The sequence below is a fragment of the Amycolatopsis sp. NPDC059027 genome, assembly GCF_042739735.1.
Lineage (GTDB): Bacteria > Actinomycetota > Actinomycetes > Mycobacteriales > Pseudonocardiaceae > Amycolatopsis.
The window spans coordinates 1-24,043 of the sequence record NZ_JBHYIK010000078.1; the positions used below are offsets into that span (position 1 = coordinate 1).

The 24,043-nt window shown below is 67.7% G+C and carries 25 protein-coding genes and 4 tRNA genes; 8 read left to right on the top strand and 21 right to left on the bottom strand.

Annotated features, from left to right (window positions below):
- Window positions 1-200: 200 nt before the first annotated feature.
- The 11 genes from ACFWY9_RS37385 to ACFWY9_RS37435 form a co-directional block, all read right to left on the bottom strand.
- A tRNA-Phe gene (locus ACFWY9_RS37385) sits at window positions 201-297 on the bottom strand.
- A complete protein-coding gene (locus ACFWY9_RS37390; RefSeq protein WP_378341121.1) occupies window positions 262-759 on the bottom strand; it encodes a hypothetical protein in 498 nt (165 codons plus the stop codon). Before ACFWY9_RS37390 ends, ACFWY9_RS37385 begins: the two co-directional genes overlap by 36 nt.
- Before the next feature lie 198 nt (window positions 760-957).
- Window positions 958-2,091 (bottom strand): tyrosine-type recombinase/integrase, encoded by a 1,134-nt coding sequence (locus tag ACFWY9_RS37395; protein WP_378341122.1) that lies wholly within the window; start codon window positions 2,089-2,091, stop codon window positions 958-960.
- Window positions 2,091-2,303, bottom strand: coding sequence for an excisionase family DNA-binding protein (locus ACFWY9_RS37400; RefSeq protein WP_378341123.1), 213 nt, complete (start codon window positions 2,301-2,303; stop codon window positions 2,091-2,093). Before ACFWY9_RS37400 ends, ACFWY9_RS37395 begins: the two co-directional genes overlap by 1 nt.
- Before the next feature lie 13 nt (window positions 2,304-2,316).
- A complete protein-coding gene (locus ACFWY9_RS37405; protein WP_378341124.1) occupies window positions 2,317-3,954 on the bottom strand; it encodes a replication initiator in 1,638 nt (545 codons plus the stop codon).
- A complete protein-coding gene (locus ACFWY9_RS37410; RefSeq protein ID WP_378341134.1) occupies window positions 3,954-4,340 on the bottom strand; it encodes a hypothetical protein in 387 nt (128 codons plus the stop codon). The genes ACFWY9_RS37405 and ACFWY9_RS37410 overlap by 1 nt, the downstream gene beginning before the upstream one ends.
- Window positions 4,340-5,917, bottom strand: coding sequence for an FtsK/SpoIIIE domain-containing protein (locus tag ACFWY9_RS37415; protein WP_378341125.1), 1,578 nt, complete (start codon window positions 5,915-5,917; stop codon window positions 4,340-4,342). The genes ACFWY9_RS37410 and ACFWY9_RS37415 overlap by 1 nt, the downstream gene beginning before the upstream one ends.
- Window positions 5,918-6,255: 338 nt before the next feature.
- On the bottom strand, window positions 6,256-6,519 hold the full coding sequence (locus ACFWY9_RS37420; protein ID WP_378341126.1) for an AMED_5909 family protein: 264 nt from the start codon (window positions 6,517-6,519) through the stop codon (window positions 6,256-6,258).
- Window positions 6,494-6,772: a hypothetical protein gene (locus ACFWY9_RS37425; protein WP_378341127.1), complete on the bottom strand. Its 279-nt coding sequence runs from the start codon at window positions 6,770-6,772 to the stop codon at window positions 6,494-6,496. The genes ACFWY9_RS37420 and ACFWY9_RS37425 overlap by 26 nt, the downstream gene beginning before the upstream one ends.
- A 273-nt stretch (window positions 6,773-7,045) precedes the next feature.
- Window positions 7,046-7,258: a hypothetical protein gene (locus ACFWY9_RS37430; RefSeq protein WP_378341128.1), complete on the bottom strand. Its 213-nt coding sequence runs from the start codon at window positions 7,256-7,258 to the stop codon at window positions 7,046-7,048.
- Window positions 7,259-7,338: 80 nt separating this feature from the next.
- A complete protein-coding gene (locus tag ACFWY9_RS37435) occupies window positions 7,339-7,809 on the bottom strand; it encodes a hypothetical protein (RefSeq protein ID WP_378341129.1) in 471 nt (156 codons plus the stop codon).
- A gap of 196 nt (window positions 7,810-8,005) precedes the next feature.
- Between ACFWY9_RS37435 and ACFWY9_RS37440 the strand changes: the two genes are divergently transcribed.
- The 3 genes from ACFWY9_RS37440 to ACFWY9_RS37450 all read left to right on the top strand — a co-directional run bounded on the left by ACFWY9_RS37440 (window position 8,006) and on the right by ACFWY9_RS37450 (window position 10,328).
- Window positions 8,006-8,848 carry a GntR family transcriptional regulator gene (locus ACFWY9_RS37440; protein WP_378341130.1) on the top strand — a complete coding sequence of 281 codons (843 nt, stop codon included), beginning with the start codon at window positions 8,006-8,008 and terminating at the stop codon, window positions 8,846-8,848.
- Window positions 8,845-9,516, top strand: a complete 672-nt coding sequence (locus ACFWY9_RS37445) for an HAD family hydrolase (RefSeq protein ID WP_378341131.1) — start codon at window positions 8,845-8,847, stop codon at window positions 9,514-9,516. Before ACFWY9_RS37440 ends, ACFWY9_RS37445 begins: the two co-directional genes overlap by 4 nt.
- A 275-nt stretch (window positions 9,517-9,791) precedes the next feature.
- Window positions 9,792-10,328 (top strand): aminoglycoside phosphotransferase family protein, encoded by a 537-nt coding sequence (locus ACFWY9_RS37450; RefSeq protein ID WP_378341132.1) that lies wholly within the window; start codon window positions 9,792-9,794, stop codon window positions 10,326-10,328.
- Between the two features lie 174 nt (window positions 10,329-10,502).
- On the opposite strand, the gene ACFWY9_RS37455 is transcribed toward ACFWY9_RS37450, so the two are convergent.
- The 6 genes from ACFWY9_RS37455 to ACFWY9_RS37480 all read right to left on the bottom strand — a co-directional run bounded on the left by ACFWY9_RS37455 (window position 10,503) and on the right by ACFWY9_RS37480 (window position 13,254).
- The gene (locus tag ACFWY9_RS37455) at window positions 10,503-10,796 is read right to left on the bottom strand and encodes a YegP family protein (RefSeq protein ID WP_378341133.1); all 294 of its coding nucleotides are present in this window, start codon (window positions 10,794-10,796) and stop codon (window positions 10,503-10,505) included.
- An 860-nt stretch (window positions 10,797-11,656) separates the two neighbouring features.
- Window positions 11,657-11,730 (bottom strand) — tRNA-Phe (locus ACFWY9_RS37460).
- A 31-nt stretch (window positions 11,731-11,761) separates the two neighbouring features.
- Window positions 11,762-11,835 (bottom strand) — tRNA-Asp (locus ACFWY9_RS37465).
- A gap of 31 nt (window positions 11,836-11,866) precedes the next feature.
- Window positions 11,867-11,939: transfer RNA gene (locus ACFWY9_RS37470), tRNA-Glu, on the bottom strand.
- 141 nt (window positions 11,940-12,080) lie between these two features.
- A complete protein-coding gene (locus tag ACFWY9_RS37475; protein WP_378329709.1) occupies window positions 12,081-12,863 on the bottom strand; it encodes a hypothetical protein in 783 nt (260 codons plus the stop codon).
- A 136-nt stretch (window positions 12,864-12,999) separates the two neighbouring features.
- Window positions 13,000-13,254, bottom strand: coding sequence for a hypothetical protein (locus tag ACFWY9_RS37480; protein WP_378329708.1), 255 nt, complete (start codon window positions 13,252-13,254; stop codon window positions 13,000-13,002).
- A 651-nt stretch (window positions 13,255-13,905) separates the two neighbouring features.
- On the opposite strand from ACFWY9_RS37480, the gene ACFWY9_RS37485 reads away from it, so the two are divergent.
- The gene (locus tag ACFWY9_RS37485; protein WP_378329707.1) at window positions 13,906-14,343 is read left to right on the top strand and encodes a hypothetical protein; all 438 of its coding nucleotides are present in this window, start codon (window positions 13,906-13,908) and stop codon (window positions 14,341-14,343) included.
- Window positions 14,344-14,434: 91 nt separating this feature from the next.
- Here ACFWY9_RS37485 and ACFWY9_RS37490 read toward each other — a convergent pair whose 3' ends face one another.
- The gene (locus tag ACFWY9_RS37490; RefSeq protein ID WP_020669570.1) at window positions 14,435-14,638 is read right to left on the bottom strand and encodes a cold-shock protein; all 204 of its coding nucleotides are present in this window, start codon (window positions 14,636-14,638) and stop codon (window positions 14,435-14,437) included.
- 459 nt (window positions 14,639-15,097) lie between these two features.
- Here ACFWY9_RS37490 and ACFWY9_RS37495 point away from each other — a divergent pair, with 459 nt between their 5' ends.
- From ACFWY9_RS37495 to ACFWY9_RS37505, 3 genes are all read left to right on the top strand, one after another.
- Complete coding sequence (locus tag ACFWY9_RS37495; protein WP_378329705.1) at window positions 15,098-16,300, top strand: Ig-like domain-containing protein; 1,203 nt, start codon at window positions 15,098-15,100, stop codon at window positions 16,298-16,300.
- Between the two features lie 519 nt (window positions 16,301-16,819).
- On the top strand, window positions 16,820-17,377 hold the full coding sequence (locus tag ACFWY9_RS37500) for a SigE family RNA polymerase sigma factor (RefSeq protein ID WP_378329703.1): 558 nt from the start codon (window positions 16,820-16,822) through the stop codon (window positions 17,375-17,377).
- Window positions 17,378-17,381: 4 nt separating this feature from the next.
- Window positions 17,382-17,852, top strand: coding sequence for a hypothetical protein (locus ACFWY9_RS37505; RefSeq protein ID WP_378329702.1), 471 nt, complete (start codon window positions 17,382-17,384; stop codon window positions 17,850-17,852).
- Between the two features lie 381 nt (window positions 17,853-18,233).
- Here the strand turns inward: ACFWY9_RS37505 and ACFWY9_RS37510 are convergent, their stop codons facing one another.
- A complete protein-coding gene (locus ACFWY9_RS37510; protein WP_378329701.1) occupies window positions 18,234-19,592 on the bottom strand; it encodes an MFS transporter in 1,359 nt (452 codons plus the stop codon).
- Between the two features lie 198 nt (window positions 19,593-19,790).
- On the opposite strand from ACFWY9_RS37510, the gene ACFWY9_RS37515 reads away from it, so the two are divergent.
- Complete coding sequence (locus tag ACFWY9_RS37515; protein ID WP_378329700.1) at window positions 19,791-20,384, top strand: PaaI family thioesterase; 594 nt, start codon at window positions 19,791-19,793, stop codon at window positions 20,382-20,384.
- Window positions 20,385-20,445: 61 nt separating this feature from the next.
- Here ACFWY9_RS37515 and ACFWY9_RS37520 read toward each other — a convergent pair whose 3' ends face one another.
- Together ACFWY9_RS37520 and ACFWY9_RS37525 are read right to left on the bottom strand one after the other, a co-directional pair.
- A complete protein-coding gene (locus ACFWY9_RS37520) occupies window positions 20,446-20,919 on the bottom strand; it encodes a carboxymuconolactone decarboxylase family protein (RefSeq protein WP_378329699.1) in 474 nt (157 codons plus the stop codon).
- 184 nt (window positions 20,920-21,103) lie between these two features.
- On the bottom strand, window positions 21,104-23,839 hold the full coding sequence (locus tag ACFWY9_RS37525; protein ID WP_378329698.1) for a tetratricopeptide repeat protein: 2,736 nt from the start codon (window positions 23,837-23,839) through the stop codon (window positions 21,104-21,106).
- Between the last annotated feature and the right edge of the window lie 204 nt (window positions 23,840-24,043).

Sequence of the window (24,043 nt, forward strand, 5' to 3'; positions counted from 1 at the left end):
ACACCAAACCACGCTCTACTAAAACCCCCCAAAAACGGTGAACACCCAGCAGGGTCACCACCCAACTAAAGCAAACCACACCGGGGGGGGGGGGGGGGGGCCCCCCCCCCCCGCGCGGGGCGTGGGGGTTGCACCCCCACAAAACACGACACCCGAGGCACGGTCCGCGCTTTCCGCAGACATACCTCGGGCGACTCGGGTGGCCAGGGCCGGGGTCGAACCGGCGACCTTCCGCTTTTCAGGCGGGCATGTTTTTGCAGGTCAGGAGGTCTGTGCGCCGGGCACGTGCGTTACACGTGCAACATCATCCTTCTTAGGCTCCTCAACAACCGGGCGTGCCTCGGCTTCGAGTCGAAGCGCTGCCACGAACCCTTCCCATCGATCCCGTCGCCTGACGTTCAGCCTGCGAGACGACAACACAGGATGTCTGACCCACCCCGACAGCGGGTACACCCAACCGCGATTCTCACTGTCCAAGTCGATCTTCATCGCAGTCAGGACGGCAGACGCCAGGTCGGACAGCTCCGTCTCTAGCGCTTCCATTTCAGCGCCAGAAAGAACCTGATCAGTCGACAAGGACCCCGCCTTAACCGCAATCGTCGCAGCAGCCACATCCACCGGGCGTGAGGCCGTGATACTCAAGGGGAAGTACTTGCGTACGACGACTTGACCCGACGTAACGAGCTTGTCGCAACGCGCATTCTCGACGTTATCGACCAGCTTGACGATGGAGTGGTAAAACTCGGAGTAGGTCTCCATCCTGGCTAGTTTCCGCTGCTGTCCACGCCCCAAGGCGTCCCGGCGAGACGTGAGCCACTGGCCCACCAAGATCCCGAGGAAGCCAACAGCGGGAACCAACAAGGCGCTATCCATACTACGAAGTCGCCCCCTTGATCGGTCCGTTTACCGAGTCGCCAAAGTGACACCAGGAATTGATCATTAAGAGATCGTTAGTCGTCAGTGCTTGACGATGATCGACTTAGGCAGCTTCGCGGCGTCACCACGAGCGGCGAGCTTGCTCAACTGGTCGGCTACTTCCTTGTCCCTGCCCTCGACCGCGTGGAGGTACCGGAGCGACGCGGCAGCCGACGCATGGCCGAGCCGCTTCTTGAGGTCCGCCAGGGTCGCCCCCGCACTCGCGGCGAGGGTCTGACCGGTGTGACGCAGATCGTGAAAGCTCACGCCGATGCCCACACGCTCACGCGCTCGAACGAACGCCTGATAGACCGCGTTTCCCCGCATTGGCTGCCCGTCGCGTCCGATGAAGAAGCGTTCTCGCCCAGCCCACTCCGCCATGTGGTCCCGGAGGTACGGCATGAGGTGAGGAGGAATCGAGACCGGTCGACGACCCGCGTCCGACTTGGGGTCCTTGTCGTACTTCTTTGGGCTCTCCAGAAGTTCTACGCGGTTCTTCCGCACCCACACGACACGGTCGACCAGGTCGACGTCTTCCGTCCGTAGCCCGCACACCTCCCCACGACGGAGACCGCACCACGCCGCCAGGAGCACGGCCGCCCGGTACCGAGGAGTGATCGCGTCGACCACCTCGACCACCTGGGTGGGAGTCGCGATGCCGCGTTCCTTGGCCTTGTCCGAGCCCGCGCCGGGAATCTGGCACGGGTTCGTCATGATCGCGCCGTCTCGCTTCGCCGAGTTCATCACGGCCCGCAGGAACCGGTACGACTGCCCGATGGACGTCTTGCCGCCGTCCCCGGCTAATGCCTTGGCATACCAGCTCCGGACAACCGGCGGAGTGATCGCGATCAACGGCAGGTCGAGTAGTGCGGTCATGTGCAGCCGCATGTTCCGCCGACACGTCTCCTCCCACCGGTCCCCTACGTTCGGGTTGTCGCGAAGGTACGCACTGGCGTAGTTGCCGAACGTTTCCCGCCCGAGCTTGTCATCCAGCCAGGCGCCCTTACTGATGTCCGCCTCGACACCGACGAGCCAGCGATCCGCGTCCGTCTTCGTCCGGAACGTGTCCGGCGCGTACTGCCGCTCCCCGTTCGGACCGATGAACGACGCCTGGAACCGCCCGGACGGCAGCTTGCGAACCGAGCCGAACCGACGACGGCCTTGTTTCTTCACCATCAGGCCACCACCCGTCCACCGGACCAGCGCACCGTGACCGGCTCGACACGACCGGCCCGAACGAACGCGTCAAGATCACTCACAGCCAACCGGACATGCGTCCCAAGCTTGTGGAAGGCGATACGCCGTTCAGCGATCAGCCGCCGGACGAATCGCTCCGTCGTACTCAGGTAGGCAGCCGCTTCCTTGACGTTCAGGTACCTCGTGTTCACGTGCATCCCCTCCCTACGCCGCCAGCCAAGTTGCCGAAGTTTCTTCGCCGCCGGGTGGCCCTTGCGCGGCCAGTAGCGCCCGGTCGTACTCGGCCTTCCACGTGATGCGTTCGGCGATGGCGTGCATGACAAGGTGATCTCGCGGTGGTACGTGGGTGTCCCCGGGCTCGACCTTGCGCCAGACCTGGTTTTCCTTGCTGGGTGCGGGTTTCACGATCCCGACCGCCGCCAGCGCCCGCGCGACGAACGCCTGGCGGTCCGCCTTGTGGTCCCCGAGCGTCTTGCCCGACCACTTGCGCGACACCAGCACCCGCCGCCCCGGAAGCCCGAGGGTGACCCGCCGATGCGCCCGCCCCTTGCAGTGCCCCGGCGTCATCTTTCCGTTGGCGCCCTTGGGTTGGATGCCATACAGCAGCCAGACCGCGCACCGAGGCGAACACGGGGTCACCGACAGCTCCGCGTGCAAGCGTTCGTGATGGTCTTCCTGCCGCGCCGACTCGGCCGACACGACCTCGCCCGTGGACTTGGTCAGGTACTTCGTCAGGTAGCCGATGTGCCGCCCGGCTTCCTCCGTACCGCCGAGGATGCCCTTGGAGTGCACTTGCCGTCCAAAGGTGACCACGTGCGCCGGAGTCTCCAGATCCTCCACCGCGTCATCCCACGCCGTCAGGGGTTCTCGGGTGTCCGGGTCCACGAACACGCGCCTATCGCCGTCCCAGACCGGTTTCCGGTCCACGTAGACGATCCGGTCGTGATTCGGCCACCACACTTGGTGGTAGGTAGCTTCGGTGACCTGGCGGATGGTCTCGTGCGAGATCGAGCCGCGAACGGCGGTGTGCAGGTGCGGCGCCGCCCGCTTCTGCGGCTCGACCGTGGCGAAGTACTGCGCGTCCCAGCCGACGACCCGACGCAGGTTCTGCCACCACCGATCCACCAGCGCCGAGAAGTGCACCGCGTCCCGAGCCGCCCGCCGATAGTCATACGACGCCGGGTCCACCGGCGACCCGTCACCGCGGACCGGCCCATAGGTGTCGCAGGTCAGCGTGACGAACATCGACGGCCGGAACCGCCCCGCATACTCGCGACCCACCGTCGTCTTGGCGACCTTGCGCCGAGGCAGGTTCGGAGCGTCCTGCCGCCGACGCGTCGACCGCTTCACCGCCTTCCTGTCCGGCAGGTCCACGGCCGGGAGACGCCCACGCATGCCAAGTTGCCGAAGTTCCGCGTCCACCGTGCGGATCTCCTCACGCAGGTTCTCCGCCTCCGCCTGGTCCTCATTCACCACCTGGCGGTAAGCGCTTACGAGATCCGCGCGGAACTCCAGCAGCTCCTTGTGATCCTCGGTCGGGGACGCCGAGGCGATCTCGGGTTCCGCGTCGAGGTGCCACCCTTCCCGGCACTGGGCCTGCCGCAGCGCCTTCGCCTTGCGCGCACACGGCAGACACACCGATTCCACAGTGGACCCGCACGGCACGGGGATGTAGCGCAGCTCCCCGGTTTCCGTGTCGCCGACCTCCATGGTGAACGGCCGGACACACACCCCGTGCTTCTCCGCCGTCGCCCGCACGACATCCGAGGCCAGCGGCGGCCGTACCCGAGGAGAACCGGCAGGCGTCCCGCCGGCCTCTTCGGTGAGGTTTGCTCCCGTCATCAGGCTGCCACCTCCCCCGCGTCGGCCCAGCCCCGCAGCACGAACACCGGCATGTCCTGCTTCGCCCCGGCGGGCAGGTCCGGGAACACGTCCTCGGAGAAGGGCACCGAGCCATACACCAGCACCGGAGCCCCGCACGGAGTCCGGCCCGAGATGGACAGATGCACGGATCCCACCGTTCGCATCCGCTGAATCTGCGCGGTCACCGCGTCGAGGGTGTTCGCCCACACCAGCAGCGCCCGCGCCACGTCGGCCAAGCCGTCAACGTCGAGTTGCACCGTGATCGGATTGGACCACTTCGTGACGTCAATCGAGCCCACCGGAGGCAACTCGTGCAGGTCGAGGTGATCACGAATCGCGTCCAGGAAAACCATGACCGGGTTCATCACGCCGCCCCCTTCTCGCCGTCACCACGTCGGGCGGACAGGTCGATCACGTGCGCGCCGCCGTTGGTGACGTAGCGCTCCAGCGCCTTCACCGTCTCGTCCGGCACCCAGCCCGCCCGGACACGCAACGGTTCCCGGATGCCCTCACCCCACACGTAGCCGGTACCGGCAGCCGATTCCGGGATGCGGTTCGCCCACGCCCCGCGTTCGTAGGCGTTGTCCCCGAGCACCATGCCGACGTGGGTCTTCGAGGTGACGCGCAGGCACACCCGGCGGGGGAACAGTTCCCGCACCGGAACCGTGTCCTTCGTCGGTTCCTGGACATACCCGCGCACCGTGAACCCGAGCGCGCGGCCCTGGGTGTTGAGGATGGCGACCCGTTCCACGATCTTCTCCCGGGTCTGCCGATCGGTGTAGCGGGTCAGCGCGCCGATTTCGTCGAACTCCAGCAGTTCCAACGGCCACTCCGTCGAGATCGGCACCGACCGCACCTTGCCCGCGAACTCCGCCTTGCGCCGCTCCAGTTCCTCCAGTAGCGCGTCAAGCACGCCCAGGGTGTCCTTTCCGGACACTGCGTATCGGGCGAAGATCCCGCGCCCGTAGGCAAGTTCCATGCCCTTGGGGTCGATCCCGGACAGCCGGATCACCCCGGAACGGATCGCCGAGGCCGACGCGACGAGCGGACACCACATCACCGAGCCCTTGCCCGCACCGGTCGCACCAGCGGTCAGGCAATGAGCACCAGGACCAACCAAAGGCACCGTCCACTCCTTGCCGTACTCCGTGCGCCCGGCGAACGCGTGCCGCAGATCCACACCCGTGCCGTCGACCGCCACAAGATCCGGCAGTGTCGGACAGGCCACCGGCGCGGAAAGCAGGTCACGGCGCATGAAGTCCAGGGACACCACGTTGGGCTCCAGTTCGCGGACCTGGCAACGGGTGACCTTGCGCGCCGAGGCCAACGCCCGCGCCGCCTCATCGAAGTCTTCCGGCTTCTGGCCCGGGACCAGTTCCACCCGGACTTCATCCCAGGAGGCACCCGAACGCACGCCGAGCACCTTGGGCACCCGCAGCGCAGCACCGCCGCCACCGGTACGGGAGACTGCCTTTCGGCGACGGCCGACGAGGTTGACCGTCACTTCCACCGGCAGGGTTCCGTCCGAAATGGACAGCCCGCAGGCGTGCAGCCAGCCGGGGAGCTTGCGGGCATACAGCGCCCAGCGCAGCCACCACGACCGCAGGAACCGGCCGCACCACTGGTCGAACGACATCACGTCGATCAGCCGCCAGGCGACCAGCAGCACGAGCAGCGACCACACCACGATGGCCAGCGACAGCCAGCCCAGGCAGAACCACCACGCGCCCAGCGCCACCAGGACCAGGCTGGTCCGCCAGTGCGTGACGAGCTGCTTTCCCAGCCACAGCAGGAACTTCACCGCGCCCCACAGCGCGAGGAACACCACCGCGATCGCCGCCAGGGCCTCCAGCAGCCACGCCAGCGCCTTACCCACCTTGTGCAGCACCCACACGCCCAGCCCGAGCGCGAGAAGCCCCAGAATCAGCCCGCCCGTAGCCATCAGCGACCACCCCGCCGAGCGGTAACGGGCAGTTCCAGCGGCAGCATTCCCCGGCAGGGAGCGCACTTCGTCTCCCCGGGCAGCAGCTTCGCGAACCGCTTGCAGACTGCGCAGCGCGTTCGGGTGACCCCACCTAGCGCGTGTTCGTTGCCATCGTTTAGCGTTGACATTGTTCACTTCCCAAGGTTGTGGACGGCGCAGGAGCGGCGAGGTTGGTAGCCGGTTTCCGCTTCTGCGCCTTACGATCCGCGATCCCGAATGAGGGCGCGTTTCACCGCCGCGCGACATAGCGCGCGTTTTTCGTTGAGCCACTTGACTTATTGAATGTCTACATGTGACTAATTGTCCGCTTGGTCCTCTTCTTGGATCTGCGCGGCGATCTCTTCGGCCTTTCGTTGCTCATAGCCGACGTAGTACTTGGATTCGTGGTGGTGCCCACGGTCCACGTCGGCGATATGGTCATAGAGGCGCGCGTTCGCCCGGCGGTATGCCAGCCACACGGCCGGACTCGCGTCCGATGCGGGGCGTGTCCGCTGGACGAATTCGTGCGCCTCGGCCAAGGTCCGGGGTTCAGGCTCAGGCTTCTTCTTCGACGTCGCCATTACTCACCCGCCGCATTTCCGCCGCGCGGTTTTCCAGCAGCGTCGCCAGGTCCTCGGCGCAATCGCGGAGCTGGCGAAGGAACACGACGCACTCCATCCACCGCCGAGGATCGGTCGGTGGCCACAGCGTCAGCACGCCGGGGCCGCCTGACAGCTCCAGGACCGGCGGGCACCTCGGGGTTGAACCGGTCTCCGTCACTTCGACTTCGTCCCACGGTCCGACCACCCACGACAGCCCGTCCCGCACGTTCATCACTGCCTGCCTTGCCTGCCCAATCCATTGCCAGTTCGGCGAAACCTTCGGCCGCTGCCTTCAACGCGGCTACGCACCACCACGGCAAGTCGTGCGTTCCCGCCAGCCCGAGCCAGGTGCTCGACACCCGCCGCGCCGAGTTGGCCGCGTTCTGTGCAACCGCCACCGAGCGATCGGACCGGTACCGCTCCCAGGCCGCCATGTAGTCCCGGTACGCCGTCTCCCACGCCTGGATCAGCTCTTGGAACGCCGCAGCGTCACGAGCCGTGCCGCTCATGTCGCCTCTCCCTTGTGTTGGGCCGAATCGGCGCGTCCCATCTCCAGCCGCGCCCGTCGGTCGAATTCCTCAGCCGCCACGGCCGCCGCGTTCCGCGCCCACAGGGGAGCGGCAAGTTCGCCGGACAACGTGCGCCAGGCGAGCGCGACAGCGTGGTACGCGTGAGCGAGACGGCGCACCGCCGCCACGTCGTCGGATGCCGATCGCATCGCGGCGAACAGTGCGGCCGTCTGCTCCGCATACGCGTCGTTCCACCGAGCGACCGCCTCACGCGACGGCCGCCCCGCCATCACGCGGCCTTCTGACCGCTCGCACCCTGACCGCTGGTGCCCTTCGACGCCGCAGGCTTGGACGCCGCAGCGCCACCGGGCTCACGCATCCCGGTCGCCCGCAGCACCCAGCCCTGATACTTGAACTTCTCGCCCATGACCCGGGGTTCGACCATCAGGCCCTCGAAGACGACCGGCCGGAAGTCGAAACCCTGCATAGCCGCCGGGGGAGGCACCGGCTGGACCCGGTCCAGCAGCGTGACCGTCGCAGACTTGTCCCGGTCCTTCTCCGCGGACGGGTCAGTCACCGTGACCTTCCACTGCGGCAGCCCGGTCTGCTCGTCGATCTTCTGCTTGGGCTGCTTGCCCCGGGCCTTGTCCTCATTGGACACGTACTCCATGTCCGGGGTCACCGGACCGACAATCGCGGCTCCGGCCGGAAAGACGTGGTCATGCTCGATCTCGAAGCGCGTTCCGCGCGGTACTGCCATCTCAATTGCTCCCTGTCTGCGCCTCGTGCGACGCCGCCTAGCGTGGCTGACATGGCCAGAATAGCTAGGTTGGCTAGACAAGTCAATCAAGCAGAAAAATGCCTAGCTCTCTAGGTCGCCTAGACAGCCTCCGCGCAGGTCAGGGAGACTTGCTTTACACCGCCCAAGGGCAGAGCAAAGGAAACAAGGAGGCCCGGTGCCACTCGATCCAGACGATCCGCGACCGCCATACGTGCAGGTAGCGAACGCTCTGCGCGCCGCAATCCTGACCCGGAAGTTCACGCCGGGCGACAAGCTCCCATCCCGGAATGAGCTCGCGAAGACGTACAACGTCGCGCCGATGACCGTGCAGAACGCCCTGCGCGAACTGCGTGAAGAGGGACTGATCGTGTCACGGCAGGGCAGCGGCGTGTTCGTCCGAGAGCGCACCGAACGCCCCATCGGCCTCCGGCCGCACATCGAACGCGCCTTCGAGGCCCAAGACGTCACAATCGACTTCGCCGGGTTCTCCGGCGAGACCCTGCACGGCGTCATCACCGAGCCACTGGACAAGATCCGTATCGGCCGATTGCGCCCCGAGTCGATCACCGTGCGTCTGCTCGTCCCGGACCCGACTCAACCGTGGTCGCTCCCGTGCACCGTCGACGAGCACGCCGACAGCCCCGCGTTCCGCAAGCGAGCAACCGAGATCATGCGGCGGCACACGCTAGCCATCGTCGACTCCGTGACCGAACTCGGGGAGCTAGGTCTGATCAGCAAGGCCACAGCTCAGGTCCGGGTGCACCCCGCGCCGCCGATGTTCAAGCTCTACCTGATCAACAACGAAGAAGCGTTCTTCGGCTTCTACCCCGTCCGCGAACACGTCATCAACTTCGGCGACGAGACCAAGGCGATCTACGACCTCATGGGCAAAGACGCTGTCCTGTTCCACCACTCGATCAGCGACGACGACACTTCCACCGGATCGCAGTACGTCGACCAGGCGCGAACGTGGTTCGAGAGCGTGTGGGACAGCGTCGCCGAGGACTTCCAGCGATGAACCCTGCCGACCTGCTCACCCAGGCCCGCGTGCTCCTGCTCGACTTCGACGGCCCGGTCTGTTCGGTCTTCGCAAGCATCCCTGCGTCCACGGTGGCCGACCAGCTCCGCGAGATCCTCGCCGAAGGCGGACACGCCGAGCTGCCCGAAGCCGTCGCAGCGAGTGCGGACCCGTTCGACGTCCTGCGCTACGCGGCCACGCTTGGCGCCGACGAGGCCCGCTACGTCGAAGCAGCCTTCACCGCGCACGAGGTCGAGGCCATCCCCGGTGCAACCCCTGCCAACGGGGCACACGACCTCATCGAGGCGTGGCAGGTCTCCGGTCGCCCGCTGGCCATCGTGAGCAACAACAGTGCCGCAGCGATCAGCGTCTATCTCGACCTCTACAACCTCCGGCCCGCCGTCGACACCGTGCAGGCAAGAACCAGCTCCGACGCTGGATTGCTCAAGCCGAGTCCACATCTACTTCGCCAGGCAATCGCGACGCTCGACGTCTCCCCGGGCGATTGCGTGTTCGTCGGCGATTCGGTGACCGATATCCAGGCCGCCCACGCCGCAGGCGTCCGGGTCATCGGCTACGCCAACAAGCCCGGCAAGCGCGCCAAGTTCACCACCGCCGAGGCCGACGCCATCACCGAGACCTTGGCCAGCCTGGTCCCTGTCTCGTGAAAGTCCCCGCGGAACTCGCCCGCTCCGTCCGCGCCCGCTGGCCTGACCGCGCCGACCCATGGCTTACCGCCGTCGAGCCCGAGTTAGCCGACCTCTGCCGTCGTCATTCCGCTACGCCCCAACGCGTCTTACCCGCTCGATACGCGTTAGTCGTCGCAGCCAAGACCGCAGACCGAACTCTCATCCTGCGCGCGAGCACCGACCCGGACGCAGCAGCTCAAGCCACAGTCTCGGCGGAGTTAGCACAACTCGGCATCGGCCCCGCTATCCACACCGTGACCGCCACCGACACCGGTACGTGGACCGTGATGGATCATGTCATCCCCGGAACACCACTCGCCGACGCCGACCCGGCCACGGTCACCCTCGACGAGCTGACCGCTCCGCTACGCGCGATAGCCGCAGCACCAGCGCCCGCCGATGACCTGCCACACCTCGCTGACTGGCTTCACCAACGCCTGATAGACGACAACCTCACCGACCTCCCGCCCGGCGAAACCGCCGCGCCGCTTCCCGAGCGCAAGCGCGCACTCGACGTGCTCGACGAACTGGCCACCGACACGCGCCCGAGTCTGTGCCACGGCGACCCCTCACCGTGGAACGTCCTCCGTGGTTCCGACGGCCGATGGCTGCTCATCGACCCGCGCGGCTTACACGGTGAAGTCGAGTACGACGCGGCCGTCATGGCCATCAAGATCTCTGCGGCCGTGCCGTCAGTACCAGATATGGCCGTTGTTGTAGCGGACGCCGCCGAACTCGATTGTGATCGCGTCCGCGCCTGGACCACCATTGCCCGAGCGGCCCGAGTCTGATTGCGGGATGTGTTGCAGCTCCGTCGAGTCGACGGGATGACCGAAGAGGCTCGCTAGGCGGTCCGAAGGTTGGAACTCGAAGGGGGCTGTACGGCTAGCCGGTTTGTGACTACCGTGCGAAGGCCCCGCAGTCCGAGGTGTCGCAAGCACTTCGGAACGCGGGGCCTTCTCACATCAGTAGGTGATGCGACCGCCTCCCGCCTGGTTAATGATCAACTGGGCGGCATGAACAGCGTCGACCTTGTTCCGGTAGCGCTCGCTCGTCGCCAGCGTATTTCCGTTGCTGGAAATGATGTTGAAGTACCACTGGCCATAGCTTGGTTCGATCTTGAAAACCACAGGTTTCTCCGGATGTTGATCTGTATACGCATCGTGTTCGGTGCGCTGCCTCAGCTTGACTTGCATCGGAAAGTTGCGCAAGCACCACACGGCCGACCGCAGCACAACATGTAGGGGTGTCGCAGTCATAAATATGCGATATTTAGTGACCGTAAGGCTGACTACCAATGAGTACCGTGCACGGATAGACGCGAAAAGTAATCTTACAACGTTGTCATTCGCTTACCCTAAGCTAAAAAAATCGACCCAGTGTTCGGGTCAAAGTTCACTCTAATGGGGGTGTTCGAGTGTTTGGCGACGGGGGATGGGCGGTGTCCAAAGGGCGCTAACGATCGGCCCGTTCTGAGTGTTTGCGCGCTTCAGGTCATGGAAAGCTGCCGAATTTGGCTCTATGGGATCAAGGCGCCGCCGTCGGCGGCGCGCACGTCACCGCCCGTACGGCGCGCCCGCCCGAGTGCGACACGCCGCCCCCCGCTCCGCTCTGGGCGACGCGCCGCCGGACGCGCCCGCCGACAGGCAGCACCGCACAGCGCGCCACCGACGACGACGGAGATTCATCGACCAAGACGGCACAACCGCCCGACCCACCAAGCCGCGGAGCAGTGGCCACCAGGGGGTCCCTCGCTTCTCAGCGTCTTACGCCGAGCCGCCCGTATCAAGGCGGGAAAGAGTGCCTTGACACGACCGACTCAGCGCAAGGCACAGCAGGGGCGAGGGAAACGGCAGCGAACAGGCACCGAACAACTCAACCGCCGTCGTCGACCAGCCAGGAGGACCAGCGATGAAGCAGCCAAGCCACCAGCTCAGCCCGAACCAGCTCGCACTGTGGAGCCGCTTCGAGCTGACAGAGGTCCAGACCCGCCGTGCAACCCACGTGCGACTAGCGACGGCCAACGGCGGTCAACCAAGGTCAACATCGGCCAGGCTCATGATCCACCCAGGAACAGAAAAAACCGCCCTGACCTGGGTCGGGGCGGCTTCTACGCGGGTGGCCAGGGCCGGGGTCGAACCGGCGACCTTCCGCTTTTCAGGCGGACGCTCGTACCAACTGAGCTACCTGGCCGGGAACGCCGGCAAGGAGCCGAACGATCTTGCGACCCTGACGGGACTCGAACCCGCGACCTTCGCCGTGACAGGGCGACGCGCTAACCAACTGCGCCACAGGGCCTTGCAACTTCATCGAAATGAAGGGTACTACGTACTCCCAACGGGATTCGAACCCGCGTTGCCGCCTTGAAAGGGCGGAGTCCTAGGCCGCTGGACGATGGGAGCTCGGCCGGTTTCGGCGAACCGACCGACCGCGCTCTCAGGTCCCCCCGGGAGCGATTACAAGCATAGGGCACGTCGCAGCCGCCCTGCACAGGGGGTTCCTTAAGCGCACCGCAGGGCTGGGACCTGCGGGAACAGCACCCATCATGCCGTAACGGCCACAAGTTCGCCCAGTGCGGCCACGCGCGTCGCGAGTTCGTCGCGTTCGGCTTCCGTCAGCAGCGCCTCCAGTAGCTCGGCGACGCGTTCGTCGGTCAGTCGCTCGGCGGCGCGCCAGCGGTCCACCAGATCCGGCTTCGCCGACGCGGAAGCGATCAGCGCGTCGGCATCCTCGGCGGACCACGCCGTTCGCAGCAGCCGCTCGCGACCGCCTTCCGGGTCGGCGAGCACGGCCTCCGGGATCGTGAGCCCCGACGCGCGCAAGGCGGCGAAGTGCAGGCCGCCGCGTAGCTCGCGGAACACCATCAGCGCGAATCCGAGCCGTTCGGCCGCTCCTTCCGGCCGCTCGGCGGACTGCCAGCCCGCGAACAGCGCAAGGCCGCTCGCGTCGGCGCCGTCCACCAAACGGAACAGAAGATCCGCGAGCCGTCCCGATTCGGATACACCCGAAAGATGGCCACGGGACCAGCGAGCCGATGACTCGGTGTAGGCACGCACTGCATCGGGTGCCGACAGGGCTTCGATCGCGGGCGGCAGCGCGAGTTCGAAAAGCCAGTGCGGGAAGATCCCGAACAGCTCCGCGACCACCTTCGGCGGCGCGTCCCCGAGCACCGCCGAGCGCCCGCGGAGGTACAGCGTCCGCGGCGGCAAGCCCGTCTCGGTCTCCACCTCCGCCAGCTCCGGCGAGGTCATGAACTGCCCGCCCAGCACCTGCACCACTGGTCGGATCCGGTGCGCCAGCTCGATCGTCCCGTCGCTCGTGACCATGTCAGCTCCTTTCGTCCCAGGAACCGTAACACTGTTACGAAACGCCCGCCAGAAACCGCACGGATTCGTAAAACACTTTCAGGAACCCGCCGCAAGCAGCGGGTTTCCCACCAAGAAGACCGTCAGACCCGCCGGGTCACCGCTGCACCGGCGCCTGGCCGTCGTCGTCCAGCGTCAGCCCGAGCATGTCCAGCAACATCACACAGTCCTCCACCCCGAGTGCGCCATTCGCCACCGCAAGACGCGCACGCCGGACCTGATCATCCGACACCCGCTGAGTGTCGGAACCACCACTGCGCTGCGCCGGCAACCCACCGGCGAACGTCGCGCTCCCCCCATCGGCACCTTCGTACCGGAGGAGGAACTGCCGCACTTCCGCAGACCCGCCCATTGCCCCTCCATCGGCTCACAACGACCTGGCCGCGAGGCTAACCAGCGCCGGCCGCCACACACAGCCCCCCGGAGAGTGAACCTGAGGCCACACTCCGCTCAACGCTGCGCAACCAGCACGACAGGAGAACCCCGGACCCGCAAATGAACAACAGACCACGACGGAGTGGACACCAGCAACGGAATTTTCCCGGCTTCCACTCGCCCAACCCCGGAAGTCGTGCAACACTAGAGGTGCTGACACACCCCCGGTCAGCGCCTGTGGAGATCCCCTCCGACCCCCGCGTTCCTCCCCCTGGCGCGGGGGTCTCTCCATGTCTGGTCGGGCTCGTTCCTCGCCCTCCCAGACGGTCCCCCGCGCGTATTACCCGGGGGGCCGAGCCCCCCGGACCCCCACGGTGCGGTCGGTTCCTGAACCAGCGTGGTCACCGTTGTTCGCCTAGGGCCTGGCGGCTCTGGCGAGCCCAGGCACCTTGATCGTGTTTGTCGGCCTATTCGCTCGGTTTTGTTGTTTGTGGTTGCTAAGGGTTAGGGCAGAGGGGTGGGTGGGTTGGGCTGAGCGGGGGGTGGTTGGGCTGATTGTGTTACGGCGTTTGGTGTGTTGTGGCTCACAGTGGTTGGGTTTCCGAGACCTCGCCGTTATCGTTGCGGCGTGCCTCTTCCATCCTTTGGTCGTCTCGGGACCCGCACCAACCTCAAGGCCGTGTCGTCCGGTCGTCATCGCGACGGCACCAAGGCCGCACCCGCCGAGGAGGTCGGCGAGGAGGACAAGGAGCTCACCAGCTACCTCGCCGCACTCGCGCCGGAGTCCGCCCCGGAAACCACGGGCAGCGGCAAGCGCTTCGGCGAGGCGCAGGTCTACCAGCTGCGCATGAACCTCATCGCCAGCCAGCAGCTCAAGGACATCGCCGGCGAGCGCAACATCTCACCGCAGGCACTCGCCCAGGAGTGGATCCTCGAGCGGCTCTCCTGGGAGAGCCAGGCCGCGTCCGCGCAGGACCACCGACAGTCCGACGTCGACGCCGCCCTCACCGACGAGTTCCACTTCCCCGCCGGCGCCTTCGACGAGCCCGTGGCGGGCAGGCGCTGACGCGCGCAAGACACAGCAACACCAAAGAAAAGGCCCCCGGTGCGGACACCGGGGGCCTTTTCTCAGGCCTGGATAACGCCGAGGGCCTGACTCAGATCGGGCGGACCTTCTGCGCCTGCGGGCCCTTCTGCCCCTGGCCGACTTCGAACTCCACTCGCTGGTTCTCCTCGAGAGTGCGGAAACCGCGCCCATCGATCTCCGAGTAGTGAACGAAAACGTCGCCTTCGCCGCCGTCCTGCGCGATGAAGCCGAAGCCCTTCTCCGCGTTGAACCACTTCACAGTGCCTTGCGCCACCGCTGTACTCCTCGTTACAGATTCCGCTTCGAATGCCACCGAAGCGGCACCCCGACCGTCCCGGGCGGTTCCAACGAGACGAGCGAAGAGCGTGTCGGCTCCGCGGCTCGCGTCAGAAGTTCCGCGAGTGTGAAGCCACTAACACGCAAAACGACGGCCTGAGAGCAGCCTACCGGGATCTGGCCAAATCTGAACCCCGTGATCGAGCGGATGGACCAACGGTTCCCGCAGCGACCGGGCCCTCGTACCGCGCACGACTGATCTTGTCGGCGGTACCGGCTAGTCTGGACGTCGCACACCGAAGCCGGTGATCACCGGATACGGCACGGAGTCGGTCATGTCTTGTGCGTGAAGGAATTCTTGCCGATTGTGACACTCGTCACTTCGCAGGGGATCAACGTCCGGACTGATCCAGGCGTCTCGGTGGTTGGGGCAGCAAAGGGGAGATTGGGGATCGGTGTGACATTCAGGAACTCCGCGCACCGTCGAGTGGCGGGCGCGGTGCTGGGGCTCGTCGCGGTGCTGACGCTCGGGGCGTGCAGCGATGGATCCGCGGTGTCGGCCAGCGGCACCACCGGCGGGGGCCCGACGCAGTCCGCGCCCGCCGCGCTGCCGGCGAAGGTGACGGTGCAACCCACGGCGGGCGCGCAGGATGTCCCGCCCGGCGAACCGGTCACCGTCAGCGTCACCGACGGCACCCTCGATTCGGTCGTCCTGACCAACCCGGACGGCAAACAGGTCGCGGGACAGGCGGCTCCGGACAAGAAGAGCTGGAAGACCACCGAGGAACTCGGCTTCGGCAAGACCTACACGTGGTCCGGCCAGGCCATCGGTGCCGACGGCAAGCCGGCACCGATCAGCGGCGCCTTCACGACGGTCAAACCGAGGCGGCAGATGTCGGGCAGCCTCAACGTCGGCGACGGCCAGACCTACGGCATCGCCATGCCCATCACGTTGACCTTCCCCAGCCGCGTCACCGACAAGGCTTCGGTCGAGAAGGCGCTTTCCGTGGAGACCACGCCGAAGACCGAGGGCTCGTGGGCGTGGGTCGAGGGCGACACCTCGGTGCACTGGCGGCCGAAGGAGTACTTCAAGCCCGACACCGAGGTGAAGGTCAACGCCAAGATCTACGGCGTCAAGATGGGCGAGGGCGTCTACGGCCAGCAGGACGTCTCCGCCAGCTTCAAGATCGGGCGTTCCCAGGTCGTCAAGGGCGATCCCCGGACCCACCGGATGCAGGTCATCCGGGACGGCCAGCAGATCGCCGACTACCCGGTCAGCTACGGGCTCGACTCCGACCCCGGCCGGGTCACCAACAGCGGCGTCCACGTCGTGATGTCCAAGCACGCGACGTACTCGATGAGCAACCCGCGCTACGGCTACACCGACGTGAACGTGCCGTGGGCGGTGCGGATCTCCAACAACGGCGAGTTCATCCACGGCCTCGCCTCGTCGATGTGGGCGCAGGGCAAGCAGAACATCTCGCACGGCTGCCTGAACCTGTCGCCGGCGAACGCCAAGGAGTACTACGACGGCGTGCTCCCCGGCGACCCGGTCGAGATCGTGGGCAGCACCCAGCAGCTCGGTCCCAAGGACGGCGACTACAGCGACTGGACCTACAACTGGGCCGACTGGCAGAAGCTGTCGGCGCTCGCGAGCTGAACATCCGGCGAACAGCGGGCGGCCAGGATTCCCCACGGGTTTCCTGGCCGTTCGTGTCTCCGCCGGAAATTCGATGCAACCCCGGGGAACCGCGGCGGCATGACTTACCGCGAAGGGCGCCGCTGATCCGGTGCGGCGCCAGTACCGAGGAGTTCGACTTGCGTATTCGTATGGCCTTGACCGTAGGTGCCCTGCTGCTGGCCGGTGGCGCCGCCACCGCCGGGACCGCGCTGGCGACCGACGAGCCGACCACCGCCCCGGGCCCCCCCCCCCCCCGCGGCCCCCCCCCCCCCCCCCCCCCCCCCCCGCCCCCCCCCCGCCCCCCCCCCCCGACCGCCACCGAGGCCCCCGCCCCGGCGCCCGCAGCCACCGACCGGCAGACGAGCAAGGCCCCGGCCGCGGCCCCCGGCGCGCCCAGGCAGACCAGCAAGCCGGGCGAAGCCCGCGTGCCCACGGCGATTCCGGCGGGGCCGATCGGCGCCACCTGGCTGCCCGCCATCGGGGAGGTCAAGTAACCCGGTGACACCTCGCTCTCGTCCGGAGGACCGGGCGGGCTCGCCGTGGGACGGCGAGTTCGCCCGGTACTTCGGCGAGCGCGCGCACAGCCTGCGGGCCACGGCATATCTGCTCTGCGGCGACTGGCACCAGGCCGAGGACCTCACCCAGGCCGCGCTGCTGAAGCTGTACCTGGCGTGGCCGCGGCTGGCGCGGCACGACACGCTGGACGCCTACGCTCGCAAGGTCGTGCTGCGCACGTTCCTCGCCGAGCACCGCAAGGTCCGGTGGAAACGGGAGCGGCTCACCGGAGAACTACCCGAGGTCCCGGTCGAGCGGACCGGGACCGAGCAGGACGAACTGGTGCGGCACGCACTGGGTGTCCTGGCGCCGAGACAACGCGCCGTGCTGGTGCTGCGGTACTTCGACGACCTGGGCGTCGAGGAGACGGCCAAGGCGCTCGGCTGCAGCACCGGCACGGTGAAGAGCCAGGCGGCACGCGCACTGGCGACCCTGCGGAAACGGCTCGGCCCGCATTTCGAGTCGCTGTCGTTCAGCACCAGCGGTCTGGAAGGGAGGTGACGAGATGGACGAGAACGACGACATCAGGACCGTGCTCTCCTCGGCGGCGAGCGGACCGCCGATGCGCTTCGACGCGGCCGACGTCATCGCGCGCGGCGGGCGGATCCGGCGGCGCCGCAAGCGCTGGGCGATGGCGGGCAGTTCCGCCGCGACGGCGGTGATCCTCGTGGTGGCCGGGTTCATGGCCGGTCACCACCTCGGCGCCGATCCGGCGCCGATCCAGCCCGCCGGTCCTGGTCTTTCCACGGTCCCGTCCTCCCCCTCGTCCCCCGTCCCCGCGCCCGAGCAGGCCACCTCACCCGAGAGGCAGTCCGTGCCGGAACAACCGAACGTCGGGACCGCCACGCCGGGAGCACCTGGCACCAGCGTTCCCAAGACCTCCCAACGGCTTCCGGGACCGACGCCGACGAGGCAGGTGCCGGGGAGCGCACCGGTGCCGACCGCGGCGCCGGGCACCGAACGCACCACTCGTTGAAGCGCGGAAACCGCTGATTCACCGGCGTTTCACGCGCGCGTGAGGCTGTGGCCGAGATCACCGTTTGAAGCGGCCCCACCGTGAAATACCTGGGCTTACGGTGGCGATATGCCCTGTGGCGGCACGTTCCGCCGCCGACAAACTGCTCAGCCGGCTCCCCTTTCGCCGGCCCGAGAATCCGAGGAGGAAGCCATGGTCTTCGTTGCCCTGTTGATCGAAACCGGTGTCGCAGTAACGGTTGCGAGTGCGCTGGCCGTCTGGTCGCAGAAGCGCTTCGCTCCTCGCGTCGAGGTGGCCGAAGCCACCCGCTGACACCGACCTACGCGAAGTGCCCCCGTCCACAATGGACGGGGGCACTTCCGCGTTCGGCGGGCGCCGGTGTCAGTTCTTGGCACCGACCAGTGAGCCACCCGTGTCCGCGGTGTCGATCTGCTCGATCGGCACCTGGGACGTCTCCGGGATCTTGAGGATCGGCACGATCGCGATCAACGCCGCGGCTATGAGGTAGTACGCGGGCCAGTCGTTGTTACCGGTGGTCTTGATCAGCGCGGTCACGATGACACCGCAGGTACCACCGAAGATCGACGTCGAGATGTTGTAGCCGATCGCGAACGAGCCGTACCGCACGCGGGTCGGGAACATCGCCGGGAACGTCGAGCCGATCACCGCCAGCATGAACACCAGCAGCACCGCCACGATCAGGAAGCCGACGACCAGCCACAGGATGCTGCCCGACTGCATCAGCTTGATCGACGGCCAGCTCAGCACCGCGAACCCGATCGCCGCCGTGAGCAGCAGCGGTTTCCGCCCGATCCGGTCGGACAGCGCGCCGAGCGGGAGGATGATCGCCATCTGCACCAGCTCCACCCCGATGATGATCAGCGTCGAGGTGTTGTCGTTGATCTTGAGCGTGTCGGTGAAGTACGTCGGCATCGTCGTCAAGAGCATGTAGTCGGCGATGTTGAGCAGGAGCACGATCCCGATGAGGTTCAGGATCATCCGCCAGTTGCGGGTCAGCGTCTCCCGCAGCGGCGCCTTCTCCGGCTTCTTCCCGGTCGCCTCCAGCCTGCGGAACTCCGGCGTGTCCTCCAGCTTCGACCGCAGGTAGAGACCGATCAGGCCCAGCGGGAGCGCCACGAAGAACGGGATCCGCCAGCCCCAGGACTCGACCTGTTCGTGCGAGAGCGACAGGGTCACGGCCAGCACGACCACGTTGCCCAGCACGTACCCGCCGAGCGTGCCCATCTCCAGGAAGCTGCCGAAGAACCCCCGGCGTTTGGTCGGCGCGTACTCGGCGATGAACGTCGCCGCCCCGCCGTACTCGCCACCAGTGGAGAAGCCCTGGATCAGCCGCAGCAGCAGGACGGCGACCGGGGCCGCGATGCCGATGCTGTACGGGCCCGCGTAGGTCGGCAGGCAGCCGACCAGGAACGTGCACCCGGACATCAGCAGGATCGTGATCGCCAGGACCTTCTGCCTGCCGAGCTTGTCCCCCAGCGGCCCGAAGAACGCGCCGCCGAACGGGCGGACGATGAAGCCGACCGCGACGAGCGCGAGCGACTTCAGCACCGCGTTACCCTCGCCGGGGAAGAACACCGTGCCGATGCTGGTGGCGATCGCCCCCGAGGTGAAGACGCCGTAGTCGTACCACTCCGTCGCGTTCCCCATCGCGGACGCGATGACCGCCCGCCTGACCGTTCTCTGGTCCACCTCCGGCTTTTGCGCTACTGCGTCACTCATCCCCGCGACGACCTCCTCCGCGTGCAACGGTTTCTTTCGAGCTCATCGACCCAGTCTTGCGTGACGGAGCCGTCTCGGCAGAACGAATCGGAAATGATCTACGGTTCGGCAATTTCCGACTACGGAGCGCTCACGGTGCAGGCCGACGGCGCGTGGGTCGCGTGCGGCGCGTAACCACTGTCGAGTTAACGTCAGTCCATGAGTCGTGTTTCTCAACCCTGGCCGCCGGTGCCGGTGGAGCCCGCCGAGGCCCATCCGAAGGCACCGCCCGCCGGCACGGAGCTGGGTGTGCACTTCGGCGAGTGCTTCGGCTGCGGCGACGAGGTGGAATCCGGTCTGCACCTGCGGTCGCGGGTCGGCGAGGGGCAGACGGTGCACTCGAAGTTCACCGTGACCGCCGCGCACCAGGGCGCGCCGGGCCTCGCCCACGGCGGGCTGCTGGCCTGCGCGTTCGACGAGGCCCTCGGCTCGACGGTCGGGAACCTGCTGCGCAGGCCCGCGGTAACCGGGAAGCTCGAGACCGACTTCCGGCGGCCGGTGCCGGTCGGATCGACGCTGTACATCTCGACGCGGCTCGACGGCATCGCCGGTCGCAAGATCTACGTCAGCGCCAACGGGCGTCTCGACGCCGAAGACGGGCCGATCGCGGTCAGCGCGCGAGCGTTGTTCGTCGTCGTCGGCTTCGACCACTTCAGCACCCACGGCGACCCGCAGGCGCTGGAGAAACTGGCCGCCGCCCACGAGAAGGCCAAGCGCGCCCGCGAAGAGCGCGACTGGGAGATCAACCCCTGACCGGCCTTCGCGGGCTGAAGTCCGGAGGACGCGCGGCCGCCCTCCGGACCGTTACCCCCGGTCAGCCGAACTGGCCGACCTGGTAGTTCCCCGCCGGCTGCCGCGTGATGACGTTCAGCCGGTTGAAGGTGTTGATGACGGCGATCAGCGACACCAGGGCGACGAGCTGGTCCTCGTCGTAGTGCTTGGCCGCGTTCGCCCACACCTCGTCGCCGACCCCGCCCGCCGTGTCCGCGATGCGGGTGCCCTCCTCGGTCAGCTCCAGCGCCGCGCGCTCGGCCTCGGTGAAGACCGTGGCCTCCCGCCAGGCCGCGATCAGGTTGAGCCGCACCGCGGTCTCACCCGCGGCGGTGGCCTCCTTGGTGTGCATGTCGAGGCACATGCCGCAGCCGTTGATCTGGCTCGCCCGGATCTTCACGAGTTCCTGCGTCGCGGCGGGCAGTGCCGAGTCCGTGACCACCTTGCCCGCCGAGGCGATGTACTTCAGGAACTTGCCGGCGGCCGGGTTACCGAAGACGTTCAACCGAGCTTCCATGATGCGCTGCTCCCAGTGCTGTTGTCGTTGGTTACACAGCACTGACGGAAGGACCCGGCCCGGTGTGACAGCGCCGGGTATGACCTACGTCTCGCACCCGACGACGGCGGTCACGCCGGTGTGGCGTCGCGAATGGCGCATCGCCGACGTTCAACGCCGTGAATGGCGCATTCGCGACGTCACCTTAGGTCAGGGTCCTCGGGCGGATGGCGTTGGCGCGGTCGACCAGGTCGACGCGTTCCTTCGTGGTCCCCGCCAGCCGGGCCAGCGTGCGGTAGCAGCGCTCCAGGCCGAAGCGCAGGTCCCGCTCCTCCAGCGCGCAGCCCAGCACCCGCGCGCCCGCCGACGCGCCGGTCTGGCCCGGCGCCCGCAGCCAGTCGTGCGCGGACTCCAGGACCTCGGCGGACAGGCGCGTGCGGCGCTCGGCGTCCAGGTTCAGCCGTTCGAGCCTGCCTGAGGCGTCGACGAGGTCGCGCTCGGAGACACCGGCGGGCTCCTTGCCGCCGCCGTTGACCCTGGTCTTGATCTTGATGGCTGCGACCTGCGCGTCGACGTAGTGCGTCGACGACTGCGGCACCGCTTCGAGGACCTCGATCGCGCTCGCCCGCGCGCCCTGCGCCAGGTACACCCTGGCGAGCCCGAATGCGGCGCTGACGTACGAACGGTCCGTTCGCCACACCAGCTCGTAGAACCGCGCGGCGCCGAAGTAGTCGCCGACGCCCTCGGCGCTGACGGCCAGTGCCAGCTTCGGCGCGATCTCGCCGGGCAGGTCGTCGTACACCGCGTCGAAGGCGACGTGCGCGACGCGCGGACGCCCGCCGGCCAGCTCGATGAGGCCGCGGTACCAGTCGATCCGCCAGTCGTGCGGGAAACCGGCCCTGATCGCCAGGTACTGCGCGGCCTGCAGCTGCCGCTGCGCCTCGACCAGCTCGCCCAGCTCGATCCGCGCCCGCACGATGCGCAGCCGGACCTCGATGGATTCGCGCGGCGCGCCGGCCAGTGCCTCGATCGCGCCCTTCGGGTCGAGCGCGGTGGTCGTGGCCAGCACACCCGCCGCCGGGTCGTCCGTGTCGACCTGCGGGAGCGGCAGGCCGGAGACCACCTCGACCGGCTCGGGCAACGGCACGCTCGCGCCCGGTTCCGGGACGACCATGTCCACCCCGAACGTGCGGCTCTCCGGCCCGAACACGGTCGACGCGCCGGGCCGCGGCTTCCCGGTGCCCATCGCCATGATCTCGCGCAGGACGCCGGTCAGCTGATCGGCCATCTCCTCGGCGGAGACGAACCGCCGTTCCGGGTCGGCGTGCGTCGCGCGCTTGAGGAAGCGGTGATACGAACCGAACAACGCGAACAGCGGGACCACGTCGGGCCCGGGCAGCGTCGCCTTGTACTTCGTCGTGTAGCCGACGAACTCGAAGCTCAGCACGGCCAGCGTCCGGCCGACCGTGTACAGGTCCGAGGCGACCGACGCGCCCTGCTTCGCCAGCTCGGGCGCGCTGTAGCCGGTGGTGAAGAACAGCGGGCTCTCGTAGTCGTCCATCCGGCGCACCGCGCCGAGGTCGATCAGCTTCAGCTGCTCGTGGGTCTGGATGACGTTGTCCGGCTTCAGGTCGCAGTACAACAGGTTCTGCGAGTGCAGGTAGCCGATGGCGGGGAGGATCTCCAGGCCGTACGCGATGACCTGGCCGATCGGCAGCGGCTCCGGCCGCTTGGTCTCGCGGTGGTGGGCGAGCGCGAGCTGGCGCAGCGACTGGCCGCCGACGTACTCCATCACGATGTAGCCGACGGAGTTCCCGGTCTGCGGATCCGGGTGCTGCACGAAGTTGTGGATCTTGACGATGTTCGGGTGCTCGACCTCGGCCAGGAACCGTTCCTCGTTGGCCGCGGCGGCCATCGCGGTCGCGTCACCGGTGTCGATCAGTCCTTTGAGGACGACCCAGCGGTCGCTGACGTTGTGGTCCTGCGCGAGGTAGATCCAGCCGAGGCCGCCGTAGGCGAGCGCGCCGAGCACCTCGTACTGGCCACCGACCAGCTCGTGCGGTTTCAGCTTGGGAATGAAGGAGAACGGCGCGCCGCAGTTGGCACAGGTGCCCTCGGGTGAACCGGGCTCGCCGTCCTTGCCGCGGCCGACCTTGGCGTTGCAGCTGCCGCAGAAGCGTTTCTCCTCCGACACGACCGGGTTCTCGAGCACCGCCGTCGACGGGTCGCGGTAGGGCACCGGCGGCACCTCGACCAGACCGGCGCCGAGCCTGCCGCGCCGGGACCGCCGCGACGTCCGCGAGGACGTCCGGCGCGAGGTCGCGGGGAACGCGCCACCGCCCGAACCACTGCCGGTCCCGGTGCCCGTGCCGGTTCCCGTCCCGGTGCCGCGGCTCCCGGTCCCGTGTCCCTCGCTGGACCGCTCGGGCAGGACGCTCTCGGTGCCGGGGTCCGGCAAGGGCTCCGCGCCGGCGTCGACGCGCGGCGCGGGCGGCATGATGCTCTGCGTTTCCGGCGTCGGCGCGGCGAGCACACTCGTCGGCTGCGCGACGCTCGCGACGGGACGCACCGCCTGGGTCGGCTGGGCGACCGGGTTCAGCTCACCCGGCGGCCTGGTCGGATCGTCCGCACCGGAGGCCACCGGGGACGGCGGTTGCCGGGGCGGACGCGGCGGCTGGGCCTGCGGCTGGCCACGCGGCGGAGTGGGCGGACGCCGCACGGGCGCGTGGAAGACGGTCTCCGCGTCGCCGCCGGACGGCCGCCTTTCGGGCTTCTCCTCCGGCGTTCCGTCGAGACGGCCCGAGATGGACGGCTCCGGGGTGTCCCAGCGCACCGGCGGGGGCGGCGTCCAGCCCGGGGTACCGGCGGGCTCGACGGGCTGGGCACGCTCCTCCGGTTCGTCCGGTGCCGCGTGCCGGGGACGGCGTGGTTCCTCCGACACTGCTACCTCCCGTTTTCACCGCGACGAAGTCCGCCATCGATCCTAGTGGGGCACGAACGGTCCAGCGGTGCCCGCCGTGCGCGCGAACGGACCGTTCGCGACGTTGATCGTCCCGAACGGAGCATTCGCGACGCACCGCCAACCGCCGCTCGCTGAAAAGTTCCGGGGCCATGGGGGTTGCCATGTGCTGCAGACGCCTTTGGT